A 12,629-nucleotide genomic window follows, 5' to 3' on the forward strand; every position below is an offset into this window, starting at 1 on the left:
CAGGATTAGATACCAGGCATGAAAGAACGATGAGGGTTCTTAAGTAGTCCTATTGAACAGATACATATAACACAAGACACTCCACGAAGATGATTTTAAAGGCAGAACATCTCATAAAAAAATATAAGCAGCGCACCGTTGTCAACAATGTTTCCTTCCATGTGGAACAAGGAGAGATTGTCGGGTTATTGGGTCCTAATGGGGCGGGAAAAACGACCTCTTTCTACATGATCGTTGGTCTAATCAAACCCAATGAAGGCAAGGTATTCCTCGACGATCAGGAGATTACACAGGATGCGATGTACCAACGTGCCCAACGTGGTATCGGTTACCTCGCTCAGGAAGCATCGGTCTTTCGGAAGCTCTCCGTAGAAAACAACATCTTGGCTGTATTAGAAATCCACTATCCGAATAAAGAAGAACGTTTGGCAAAACTGGAAGAACTACTCACAGAATTCAGCCTGCACCGTGTCCGCAAAAACAGGGGTGATTTGTTATCCGGCGGGGAGCGTCGACGTACCGAAATTGCGCGAGCATTAGCTGCAAATCCATCTTTTATACTTTTGGATGAACCTTTTGCAGGGGTTGACCCAATCGCCGTAGAAGAAATTCAGACGATCGTAGCCAAGCTCAAAACCCGTAATATCGGCATCTTAATTACCGACCACAACGTACAGGAAACCCTATCTATTACGGACAGGGCCTACCTCCTGACCGAAGGAAAGATTATGCTGACGGGTACACCTGAGGAAATTGCAGATAATGAGCTTGCCCGTAAATTTTATCTCGGTCGACATTTTGAATTAAGAAGGAAAAAATTTTAAAGATTAAAGAATCTCTCCCCCTATGGCCTTATTAAACTCCATTTTTACTTGGTTCATGAAAAAAAGAATTCACCAGATTGAACTTTTCATGAAATACCCACACGATGTACAAGAAGAATGGTTTCAGAGTTTAATTGCCACTGCTGAAGCTACGGAGTGGGGAAAAAAATACGATTATACAAGTATATTAACGCCCGAAATCTTCAAAGAACGCGTCCCTATACAGGACTATGATGATATCAAGGGCTACGTCGATCGCATGATAAAAGGCGAACAGAATATCCTGTGGCCTTCTGATATCAAATGGTTTGCGAAATCCTCAGGTACCACATCTGACCGTAGCAAATTTATTCCCGTTAGTGAGGAAGCCCTCGAAGAATGTCACTTTCAGGGTGGTAAAGATATGCTTACAATCTATTGCCATAATAGACCCGAAAATCGCGTATTTACGGGAAAATCTGTTGTTATTGGCGGTTCTTCCCAAATCAACAATTTCAGTCCGGATTCCTACTATGGTGATCTTTCATCAATCCTCATCCGTAACCTTCCTTTCTGGGCCGAATTTAAGCGAACGCCCAATATGGAGGTTACTTTAAATCCAAACTTTGAAGAGAAAATTGAGCAGATTGCGCAAATTACACTCAAAGAAAACGTAACGAGCCTAGCTGGCGTACCGACCTGGAATATTGTTATGGCCAAACGTATTCTTGAGATTACAGGCAAAGATAACCTCTTGGAGGTCTGGCCAAATCTAGAGTTTTATGGGCATGGCGGAGTGAGCTTCAAACCTTATCGCGAGCAATTCCAACAATTGATCCCTTCGGACAACATGTATTATCTAGAGAATTACAATGCCTCAGAAGGATATTTTGGTTTACAAGATCAATCTGACTCGGAAGATCTTCTCCTTATGCTAGATTATGGTATTTATTACGAATTCTTACCTACTGAGCGAATGCACGAAGAAAATCCGTCAACATTACGTTTGGATCAGGTGGAGCTTGGCAAAAACTATGCATTGATCATTTCAACGAATGCTGGTTTGTGGCGTTATAAAATCGGAGATACCATCAAGTTTACGTCATTATCTCCTTATCGTTTTCAGATCTCCGGACGAACCAAACAATACATTAACACCTTTGGTGAAGAGGTTATTGTTGACAACGCCGAACAGGCGCTGGCCGAAGCGAGCAAGTTGACACAGGCACGCATAAAAGATTATACGGCAGGGCCGGTATATTTTAAAGATGCTGAAGCCGGGGCACATGAATGGGTAATAGAATTTGAACAACAACCCAACGATTTTAAACGCTTCTGTGAAATATTGGATGCAAAACTCCGTGAAATCAATTCGGATTATGACGCTAAACGTTTTAAGAATATGGCGCTCCGACCACCTATTGTACACAATGCGCCCGAAGATACGTTTTATAAATGGATGAAATCAAGGGGTAAACTTGGGGGACAAAATAAGGTTCCAAGATTGAGCAATAGCCGCGAATATCTCGACCCGCTGTTGAAAATACTCGCCGAATAATACGGCGTACAAACTGAAATATTCCGCACATTGACCGTAATAGGGCGGTCTCCGGCTGGAGATTAGCCAAAATTTTTGGATTCCCTTATTTTGGCTAATCTCGTATTGCTGAATTTTGTTGTTTTAAAGAACCGCTGTGAGTTCGTCTAATTGGTAAGCTCAAGAAAGCTTAGACTATAATGGAGGTTTGTTAAGGTTTAATTGCCGTTTTATATAAAAAAACAAAAAAACCAAGGATAAAATTCATAGAAATACCTTTCTTCTGAACTTCAACTTCACCCTGTAACACTGAGCGATTATCGCCTGATGTTACTTCACTACTTTTGTTAAGACTGTGAGTCAATTCCATATTAAGTTTATTTTTATGATAAGTGATTTTATAGCGTTACTGCGGACCAAAAAGCCCATCTATAGGACCGCATTCTTTATAGCCAAACTTTATGCCATAATATCAAAACTCCACGTTAATTAATAAATAATTAACACATTTAATTAGTAATACAGACGAGCGTAAAGAAATGACGCCAAATTCTTCCATTTCAAAAAAAAGTGTAGCAAAACAGGGAACAACTGTCCGAAATAAAAGGCATATCAAAGCGGGTAAATTATCCGCGTACAGGTGCAACTTATATTTCATTTTTTTCCTAACTTAGCCTAAGTAATTAAAAAATAAGATGAACGCGACAGAAAACTATTCAATTCGCGTAGAGCCAACTCAAAATTCAAGACTCTCGCAAGTAGATTTCGACAATCTAAAATTCGGAAAGATTTTATCCGACCACATGCTGGTCGCAAACTATGATGACGGTGAATGGAAAGATGTCAGCATCGTCCCTTACGGAGATATCAGTATTAGTCCTTCAATGTCTGCTTTACATTATGGCCAAGCGATCTTTGAAGGAATCAAAGCGTATAAATTTGCAGATGGAACAGTAAGTATCTTCCGTCCGGACAGAAACTGGGAAAGATTCAACAAATCTGCCGCACGTCTTCAAATGCCGGAGGTACCGGAGGAGATTTTCATGGATGGCCTAAGCAAACTATTGGACATCGACCGTAACTGGATCCCGGCAAAAGAAGGTTCATCATTGTACATCCGTCCTTTTATGTTCGCAACAGAAGCAGCATTAGGTGTACACCCTTCAAAGTCATACAAATTTATCATTATCACTGGCCCTGTAGGCGCATATTACAGCAAAGCAATCAGCTTAAAAGTTGAGACCTACTATACGCGTGCAGCAGAAGGTGGTGTTGGTTTTTCTAAAAATGCAGGTAACTATGCATTATCGCTTTACCCTACACAATTGGCCAATGACGAAGGTTATGACCAAATTATGTGGACAGATGCTTCCGAGCATAAATATATTGAAGAAGCAGGTACGGCAAACCTTATTTTCCGCATTGGAGATACGATTATTACACCACATGGTGATACAATCTTACACGGTGTAACACGCCGTACAATTATGGAATTGGCGGAGAAATGGGGTTATAAAGCCGAGCAGAGAAAGGTATCTATTCAAGAACTAATTGACGGTATTAAAGCCGGTACAGTAACTGAAGCTTTCGCAGCTGGTACTGCAGCCACAATTACGGATATCAGCCGTATCGGTTTTGAAGGACAAGATTACCACTTGCCACCAGTAGAGGGCCGCGAGTTTTCAAATCGTGTTTTGAATTACCTCAACGACTTGCGCTATGGCAAAGTAGAAGATCCATTCGGATGGAACTATTTAGTAAAGTAATTTCCAGAATGAAATAGAAAAGCCTTTGTTATCAATAACAAAGGCTTTTTTTATGGCCTATATACGTTATGCACACCTTGAAACGCGGTCTATAAACCTCGTTTGAACCTTCGCGGATAATGTCTAGTTCACTGCTGCTAGATCCTTAGGAATGCTCTCCTGTCAACTCCTTTTGGATAAAATCAATTATTGCGGCTGTCTCCTGGGATTGAAACCAGTGCGTATCACCATATTTTTTAAACCATGTAATCTGACGCTTGGCATAACGCCTTGAATTTTGCTTGATTTTCGCTATAGCGTCCTCCAAAGACTGCTTGCCATCGAGATAATCAAACAACTCGGCGTAACCAACAGTAAGCAATGCGGGCTTCGTTCTGAAAGGAAGTAAAGCTTTCACTTCGTCCAGTAGGCCATTTGTCATCATCAAATCTACACGTAAATTGATCCTTTCATACAAGTTCGCCCGATCCATATTCAAGCCAATGGTAAGGACATCAAAAGGCCTTTTCTCGACATCTTTCTTATGGTAAAATGACATGGGTTTACCTGTCGCCTCAAAAACTTCAAGCGCCCGGACGACACGTTGCGGATTATCGATGTCTGCAGTTTCAAAATATGTAGGGTCAATGCTTTTCAATCGATCTTTTAAGGCCTCCAATCCCAATACTGCAAGTTCATGATTAAGTCGCTCACGCACTTCATCACCAGCCTTGGGCAGATCATCCAATCCTTCGCAGAGGGCCCGTACAAACAAGCCCGATCCACCTACCATGATTACCACGTCATGCAATTGAAATAGTTCTTCCAGTTTCAGTAAGGCCTCACGTTCAAAATCTCCTGCAGAATAATCCTGCGTGATGGAGTGTGAATTAATGAAATAATGGGGAGCAGCAGCAAGTTCCGCTGGATCTGGTTTAGCCGTACCAATAGACATTTCCTGATAGAACTGACGAGAATCAGCAGAAATTATTGCTGTTTTAAAATATTGTGCCAATGAAATAGCCATTGTGGTCTTACCAACAGCTGTTGGCCCCACAATGGCTATCAATGTTTTTTTATTTGCCATAATTTAGCACTTCACAGGTTGAAAAGAACCTATAAAGTCTTCTTAATTAATATTCGTCCTCGTAACCGTTCGATTCTTCACGCTCTTCACCTTCTTCGCCCTCTTCTTCATCGTCACTGTCGAAGCCGTCTAATTCGTCATCATCATCTACGCCATATTGCGTATCGTCTTCCTCTACATAGTCATCCTCTTCAACTGCATCTGATACGGGAAAATTAGCAGCTGTCATGGTCTTAGGAACCTGGCCGATAGACTTAAATAATGCAGGATAATCCTTTCCATCCTCTTCTTTCAAGATCTTGATCAGTTCAACCTGAAAATCATAAGGACGATCAAAATTATAGACGTAGTAAAATTTCTGATGTGGATCATCGATAAACTTGCTCAATCGGATATTCTCCATCAACAATACCTCTGCGTCCTTTTTACGTTGCGTAGGCTTAAATGCAATCTCTGTTCCCTTTTTCCATTGATCATTACTCACATAGAAAGAGGAAGATGCATCTGCAGCATATCCTGTTGATTTATGGATTTCTTCATGTAGGTCTATAAATGTACTTTTTGAAGGCATGTCGATTTCACGATATACATCTTCATAATCTTCAAAAGTAACTCTAAATCTATAAATTGCCATGTCTACTATTTTCTTCTGTTAACCCTCTAAAATTAATACTATATTTTAAGAATTGGAAATTTCCAATGGGATTTCTTGTTTGATCGTCAGGTTCATTTCGCCTGCTTTTTTCACCAAGAATTGATATGCTTCTATTCGGGAGTTTGGAATCTCGCCTTCCAGAATAGCCTCGCGAATCAAATTTTTCAACTGCCCAACGGTACGTCCCGGCGCTAAGCCAAATAGGATCATAATATCTTCTCCACTGATCGGTGGTTGCCAGTTGCGCACCTTATCCCGTTCTTCAACATCTTTCAATTTTTGTTTGACAAGTTCAAAATTCTGACGATATTTCTTCTTTTTAAACTCATTCTTTGTTGTCACATCCGCATGACACAGCATCATAAGGGCTTCAATATCATCACCGGCCTCAAATAATAGACGGCGTACAGCAGAATCCGTTACGATATCCTGCGCCAAGACGATAGGCCGAAGATGCAATTGCACCAGCTTCTGAACAAATTTCATTTTCTCATGGAGCGGTAGCTTCAATTCGGCAAAAAGCTTTGGTACCATACGGGCACCACGGTCTTCGTGGCCATGAAAAGTCCAACCGAGTTTTTTGTCGAAACGCTTGGTTGCCGGTTTAGCAATATCATGCATAATCGCAGCCCAACGCAACCAGAGGTCATCAGATAATTCACAGACATTGTCCAACACTTCCAGCGTATGATAGAAATTATCCTTATGGCCTTTGCCGTCAATAATATCAACACCATGTAAATTATACATCGCCGGAAATATCAATTCCAATAGCCCCGTATCAAACAGGTATTTAAAACCTACAGAAGGCTTTGGAGAAAGAATGATCTTATTGATTTCATCGATAATACGTTCTTTCGAGATAATCTTTATTCGCTCTTTGGTATCGCTAATCGCTTTGATCGCATCAATCGTGATTTTAAAATTTAGCTGTGTCGCAAAACGGATAGCCCGCATCATACGCAGTGGATCATCAGAAAACGTTTCTATCGGATCCAAAGGTGTCCGAATAATGCGTTGCTCAAGGTCCTTTACGCCTTCAAATGGATCGACTAAAGTACCATAATCCGCTTTATTCAATGAAAACGCCATCGCGTTGATCGTAAAATCACGTCGATTTTGATCATCGGACAAGGTACCGTCTTCCACAATAGGCTTACGTGAATTGGCACGATAAGATTCCTTCCGGGCACCGACAAACTCCACATTGAGTCCTTCATAAACCAGCATTGCGGTGCCAAAATTCTTATATACGGCAACTTTGGTATGCAGCCTATCACCCAATAAAGTCGCAAATTCAATACCACTACCAACGACAACAATATCCACATCGTTCTTAAAAGGGCGCTTCATGATATAGTCGCGAACATACCCCCCGATGACATAACATTCTGTATTTGTTGTCTCGGCGAGTTCCTTAATAATTGAAAAGATTGGATGTTGTAAATTATCGTACATAGTCAAAACAGCAGGTAAAAACCAAACAGTTTGCAAAAGTAACAATTTTTTTCCCTAATCCCTATCTTTGGATAACTTACGGAAAGCAAGTGGATTTTTAAGTAATTCCGCTTGTTCACGGCGGTGTTTCACAATATGCAAAGCTGAGAAAATCGCCTCGACAAAAGAACTTTCAGAAGCTAGATTTTTTCCCGAAATATCATAACCTGTACCATGATCTGGCGAAGTTCGTACGATAGGAAGACCAGCGGTAAAGTTGACACCGGCACCTTTGGCAATATGCTTAAAAGGAATTAATCCTTGGTCGTGGTACATTGCCAGTACCGCATCAAATTTCTCGTATGCGCCTTTAGCAAAGAATCCATCGGCCGGATAAGGGCCAAAACAGAAGATTCCCTGTTCGTTTGCTTTTTCTACTGTAGGTCTAATGATCTGGTCATCTTCCGTACCAATAATACCATGATCACCAGCATGTGGATTTAGTCCTAAGACAGCAATTTTAGGTTTTTCAACCCAAAAATCTTTCTTCAGGGATTCATTCATCAGCGCTAGCTTTTTAAGGATAGCCTCTTCCGTAATATTAGCCGCAACCTCATGCAGTGGAATATGACCTGTTACCACACCAATACGCAATTCATCACATACCATAAACATCAATACATCATCGGCCCCCACTTTGGACTGCAGGTATTCCGTATGGCCCGGAAATTGAAATCCCTCCTGTTGAATATTATGCTTATTAATTGGGGCAGTCACTAAAGCATCAATCTTGCCGGCTTTCAGGTCTTCAACAGCTTTCTCCAACGAAAGGAAAGCATATTTACCGCCAATTTCGTTTTCTTCACCCAACGAAATCTTGACGTCTTCCTGCCAGCAATTGATCATATTTGCTCTTTTGGAATGCGCCTGCTCAGCATCATTGATCACGTTAAAACTAAAATCATTTACACCGATCGCTTTACGGTGAAAAGAAGCAACCTTTGTATTTCCGTAAACCACCGGCGTAAAGAAATCGCACATCCGCTGATCTACCAAAGATTTAATGATGACTTCAAGTCCAATGCCGTTAATATCGCCTACGGTAATTCCGATTTTTAATTTATCGCTCATTCTGTTTAAATGCTTTGATTCAAAAATAGGGATTTTTTTTTAGTATTGGGTATTGTCCTTTATCCTTGTTCTTTGCTCCTTGCTCTTTTTTAACTTTAAGCTTTTTACTTCGGACTTCTAATTTCTGACTTTTAGTTTTTAATTTTCATTACTTTTGCAACATGAGCACAGTAAGAGCAAAAAAACATTTAGGACAGCATTTCTTGAACGATAAAAATGCTGCACAAAAGATTGTGGAAGCACTGGATCCTAAATTGGGTTTTAGCCAAGTGCTTGAAGTAGGACCGGGAATGGGTGTACTTTCAGATTTTCTCCTGCAAAAAGAAGAATATGAAACCTATTTGATCGATGTGGATGACGAATCCATTGCTTATTTGGACGATAAATATCCCCAATTGGGTAAGCGATTGATCCACGGTGATTTCCTGAACCTTGACTTTTCACAGTATTTTGGTGAGAAAATGGCTGTTATTGGCAATTTCCCTTACAACATCTCCTCCCAGATTCTCTTTAAAATTTTGGATGAACGCCAACGTGTGGTTCAAATGACGGGGATGTTCCAGAAAGAAGTGGCCGAACGTTGTACAGCTAAGGCGGGCAGCAAGGAATACGGTATCTTGAGTGTCTTTTTACAGGCCTATTATAAAGTAGAATACCTTTTTACTGTAAAAGCAGGAGCTTTTAATCCACCGCCAAAAGTATTGTCGGGCGTTATCCGCATGACGCGCAATGACCGTGAACAATTGAATTGTGATGAGAAACTATTTTGGCGTGTTGTCAAAGCGGGCTTCAATCAACGCCGTAAAACCCTCCGTAACTCACTTTCTGGCGTTGTTCCCAAAGATAAAATGTCCGACAATCCATTGTACGAGCTACGCGCGGAGCGACTGACCGTGGATGATTTTGTTGGTTTAACAAACGAAATAGCAAATAGTCTTTAATTATGCATTCGACGGACAGCACATTTATTATCGTCGGCGGAGGTATCGCGGGATTATGTGCTGCAATTGGGCTTGCAAAAGTAGGTATTGAAGCACATGTCTATGAAAGCGCCATTGAACTCAAGGGCATAGGTGCTGGATTCGGGCTCGCGGCCAACGCCATGCAAGCTTTGGAACATCTCGGATTGAAAGATGAAATCGTTCCGATAGGGCATTACCTTGCATCGTATAATGTCTTGGATCAAAAGGGAAATATTCTTGTTGAACCTGACACCAGGTCAATCAGTCAAAAATATCAACAGGACAATTTCGCTATCCATCGGGCAGATCTGCATCAGTTTCTTTTATCCAAAATCCCAAATGGACAAGTTCACCTCGGCAAACGTGCCGTTTCCTTTGAACGGGAGGGAGAAGATATTCAAGTTTATTTCGCAGACGGGAGCCATGTACACGGCCAAGCCCTTTTGATTGCCGATGGCGTACACTCAGCATTACGACAACAACTTATACCGGCCTCGGCACCCCGGTATTCAGGCTATACCTGCTGGCGGGCCACCATAGACAACAGCAGCATAAAACTTGAAAAAGGCACAGAAACCTGGGGCAGCAAAGGACGCTTTGGGATGACCCCACTTGTCAATAACCGCATCTACTGGTACGCATGCATCAATACTGAGGCACAAAATCCGGTCTTAAAAAATTGGAAAACAAAAGAGCTCTTCGAAAATTTTAAAGATTATCATGCCCCTATTCCAACGATTCTTTCGGAAACAAAGGATAGCGAGCTAATTGCAAATGACATCATTGACATCGAACCACTTCAACAACTTGCTTTTGACAATATTCTATTATTGGGTGACGCCGGGCATGCGACGACTCCCAACCTGGGTCAGGGAGCCTGTCAGGCTATTGAAGATGTTGCTGTTCTCGTGGATGAACTCCAGACCGCAGGTTCCGTTAATTTGGCTTTCCAACGATTCGAAAAAAGAAGATTGGATCGGGTAAATTATATCTGTAATACTTCCTGGAGGATAGGAAAAATCGCACAATGGGAAAATTCATTCCTGATAAAAATGAGAAATTTTGGCATGAAAATAATGCCTAATCGCATGAAACAACAACAGTTGAACAAATTATTATCTGTAGATTTTATGCAGATCAACCATAATCATGACGCTGGGATCTAAATCATCGTACTACACCACAACAGTATTCACTGATCAGTCCCACATAAAAAAAATAATTGAATGAAAACTACCATTTTGATCGTCGACGACATTCATGAAATCATGCTTGAGAAATTTGAACAGGCAGGAATCGCGTTCCATTATCAACCGGATATCAGTCGGGAAGCGGCTGAAAAAATTATCAGCAATTACTCCGGTATGGTTATCCGTTCCAAATTTCAGGTAGATAAAGCTTTTTTTGACCTGGCGCCAAACCTCCGCTTTATCGCTCGTGCCGGTGCAGGTATGGACAATATCGACGATACAGTTGCTGCGCAAAGAGACGTGCTGTTAATTCCGGCCAATGAAGGCAATCGGGATGCTGTAGGTGAGCATATGATCGGTATGTTGCTCAGTCTAATGAACAATCTGAATCGGGGTGACCAACAAATACGATCTGGCCAATGGTTGCGTGAAGCCAATCGTGGCTACGAACTTAAGGGACGTACTGTAGGCTTGATCGGCTATGGCCACAATGGTATGGCCATGGCAAAAAAACTATCCGGTTTTGATGTACAGGTGCTTGCCTATGATAAATACCGAATCGACTACGCGGATCAATATGCCGCCGCAGCCGACATGGAAAAAATCTGCAAAGAAGCCGATGTGATCAGTTTCCATATTCCCTTAACGGATGAAACAAAGGGGATGATCGATGTGGATTATCTGGCTAAATTTGAAAAACCTATTTTCTTTTTACTAGGGGCACGAGGTGGTATTGTACAAGTACCCGCAGTATTAAATGGTCTTGATTCAGGCTCCATTCTGGGAGCAGCATTTGATGTATTGCCTGTAGAAAAGTTTCCAAAACTGGCTGAACAGAACTGGTATGCAGATCTTATCCGCAGAGACAATGTGATCTTATCTCCACATGTTGCCGGATGGACATTCGAAAGTTATTATAAATTATCGGAAGTGGCTGCCGATAAGATCATCGCCTTTCTGGCATCTTAATTTTACAACGAGCTATTTGTTAAATCTCCAATCAATCTAGCAAGTAAGCACCTTCTATTCATACCCGCTTAGGAGGTTAAAGTCACCTATTGCTCTTGAAGTGTATAAAAAATCAGGTTCCGGCGCTAAACATACCGATAACAAGAACAATCAGAAACTGAAGCACCAAGCTACCGTCAAGTAGATAAGCATAGTGATAATGATCTTTTGTTTTGAAAACAGCCAATTTTAGCAATGCAAATATGAGCACGTTGGTCAGAATCAATCCAATTTTAATAGGCACCGTATAAGGTACCGTCAAGATCAAAACACAATGAAGACCCAACAGTCCATAAGTTAGATTTTTAGCTTTTTGTTCGCCCAGCATATTGGGCAAAGTCCGCAGGTGATAATAGGAATCCTGTTGGATATCCCGAATATCAAAAGGCAGTGTACAGATAACCAAAAATACGAACTTCAATCCGCAGAGCGCAATAAAAACCCACTGATCTATTTTGACACCGACGTTGGCCAGTTCCACATAGGGAAGCACCACACTGCTGCAGACCCAGACCAGGGCAATATGAAAAATCTTGGCCCCGGGTATCTGTCGAAGGCCCACTTTGCGGTCACGGAAGGTAAACAGGGGCATTCCGTACAACAGACTCAGGATTCCAATAAATCCCAAAAACAAAAAGGAGTACACATGAATATACCATAAGCAATAACCGAGCACAAGCAAAGCGATACCATTGTTTAACCACATGACCCATTCATGATTAAAGATCCAGCGCGTCCGGGGGAATTTTGATTCTTTTGGGTTCTTCGGTTTGGACCACCACAGGCTAAAATTATAAAGCAACAAAGTCGCTGTCCCTTCCACTAAAACGATATACCAATTGATCGACCGTTCAAATATGATATAAGTCAACGCACATTGTGCCATGGCCGCCATGGCGATCAGAAGATTTGTATAGATTGTAATATAGAACAGCTTTCTTAGAAAAGACATCTCGGTAAATCTTGATGCAAGATAACAATCTTGATAGATAAAAGTAGTTTAACATTATATTAAACATCAATTTTTTGATAAAATGGGCAAAAACCGCTAAATTGTACACCGAAATCGAAATA

12 protein-coding genes are annotated in these 12,629 nt (G+C 41.3%); 6 read left to right on the top strand and 6 right to left on the bottom strand.

Translation table 11 applies throughout. The annotated features are described in order from the left end of the window. The first annotated feature begins 89 nt into the window (after nucleotides 1-89). Together lptB and ACLCDV_RS23065 are read left to right on the top strand one after the other, a co-directional pair. Nucleotides 90-824 (top strand): LPS export ABC transporter ATP-binding protein, encoded by a 735-nt coding sequence (lptB, locus tag ACLCDV_RS23060; RefSeq protein ID WP_028072074.1) that lies wholly within the window; start codon nucleotides 90-92, stop codon nucleotides 822-824. A 22-nt stretch (nucleotides 825-846) separates the two neighbouring features. Next, the gene (locus ACLCDV_RS23065; protein ID WP_317669462.1) at nucleotides 847-2,361 is read left to right on the top strand and encodes a GH3 auxin-responsive promoter family protein; all 1,515 of its coding nucleotides are present in this window, start codon (nucleotides 847-849) and stop codon (nucleotides 2,359-2,361) included. Nucleotides 2,362-2,551: 190 nt separating this feature from the next. Here the strand turns inward: ACLCDV_RS23065 and ACLCDV_RS23070 are convergent, their stop codons facing one another. Next, nucleotides 2,552-2,710, bottom strand: coding sequence for a hypothetical protein (locus ACLCDV_RS23070; RefSeq protein WP_157698580.1), 159 nt, complete (start codon nucleotides 2,708-2,710; stop codon nucleotides 2,552-2,554). Between the two features lie 325 nt (nucleotides 2,711-3,035). On the opposite strand from ACLCDV_RS23070, the gene ACLCDV_RS23075 reads away from it, so the two are divergent. Further along, complete coding sequence (locus tag ACLCDV_RS23075; protein ID WP_046672808.1) at nucleotides 3,036-4,106, top strand: branched-chain amino acid aminotransferase; 1,071 nt, start codon at nucleotides 3,036-3,038, stop codon at nucleotides 4,104-4,106. A 145-nt stretch (nucleotides 4,107-4,251) separates the two neighbouring features. Here ACLCDV_RS23075 and miaA read toward each other — a convergent pair whose 3' ends face one another. The 4 genes from miaA to pdxA are packed head-to-tail and all read right to left on the bottom strand — an operon-like array spanning nucleotide 4,252 to nucleotide 8,395. Beyond that, entirely contained in the window at nucleotides 4,252-5,172 is a 921-nt protein-coding gene (gene miaA / locus ACLCDV_RS23080) for a tRNA (adenosine(37)-N6)-dimethylallyltransferase MiaA (protein WP_411972333.1), read from the bottom strand. Between the two features lie 46 nt (nucleotides 5,173-5,218). Next, nucleotides 5,219-5,806: an IS1096 element passenger TnpR family protein gene (locus ACLCDV_RS23085; protein WP_317669460.1), complete on the bottom strand. Its 588-nt coding sequence runs from the start codon at nucleotides 5,804-5,806 to the stop codon at nucleotides 5,219-5,221. Between the two features lie 45 nt (nucleotides 5,807-5,851). After that, a complete protein-coding gene (locus ACLCDV_RS23090) occupies nucleotides 5,852-7,285 on the bottom strand; it encodes a CCA tRNA nucleotidyltransferase (RefSeq protein WP_411972334.1) in 1,434 nt (477 codons plus the stop codon). A 54-nt stretch (nucleotides 7,286-7,339) separates the two neighbouring features. Next, complete coding sequence (gene pdxA / locus ACLCDV_RS23095) at nucleotides 7,340-8,395, bottom strand: 4-hydroxythreonine-4-phosphate dehydrogenase PdxA (RefSeq protein WP_411972335.1); 1,056 nt, start codon at nucleotides 8,393-8,395, stop codon at nucleotides 7,340-7,342. Nucleotides 8,396-8,556: 161 nt separating this feature from the next. On the opposite strand from pdxA, the gene rsmA reads away from it, so the two are divergent. Genes rsmA through ACLCDV_RS23110 form a run of 3 tightly spaced genes read left to right on the top strand, consistent with a single transcriptional unit; the run spans nucleotide 8,557 to nucleotide 11,516 of the window. Continuing rightward, complete coding sequence (gene rsmA / locus ACLCDV_RS23100; RefSeq protein ID WP_070560762.1) at nucleotides 8,557-9,336, top strand: 16S rRNA (adenine(1518)-N(6)/adenine(1519)-N(6))-dimethyltransferase RsmA; 780 nt, start codon at nucleotides 8,557-8,559, stop codon at nucleotides 9,334-9,336. Nucleotides 9,337-9,338: 2 nt separating this feature from the next. Then, a complete protein-coding gene (locus ACLCDV_RS23105) occupies nucleotides 9,339-10,523 on the top strand; it encodes an FAD-dependent monooxygenase (protein WP_411972336.1) in 1,185 nt (394 codons plus the stop codon). Between the two features lie 60 nt (nucleotides 10,524-10,583). Further along, a complete protein-coding gene (locus ACLCDV_RS23110) occupies nucleotides 10,584-11,516 on the top strand; it encodes an NAD(P)-dependent oxidoreductase (protein ID WP_411972337.1) in 933 nt (310 codons plus the stop codon). A gap of 112 nt (nucleotides 11,517-11,628) precedes the next feature. On the opposite strand, the gene ACLCDV_RS23115 is transcribed toward ACLCDV_RS23110, so the two are convergent. After that, the gene (locus ACLCDV_RS23115) at nucleotides 11,629-12,507 is read right to left on the bottom strand and encodes a hypothetical protein (RefSeq protein WP_411972338.1); all 879 of its coding nucleotides are present in this window, start codon (nucleotides 12,505-12,507) and stop codon (nucleotides 11,629-11,631) included. Between the last annotated feature and the right edge of the window lie 122 nt (nucleotides 12,508-12,629).

This window comes from Sphingobacterium sp. Lzh-3 (assembly GCF_046764375.1).
In the GTDB taxonomy this organism is placed as follows: domain Bacteria; phylum Bacteroidota; class Bacteroidia; order Sphingobacteriales; family Sphingobacteriaceae; genus Sphingobacterium.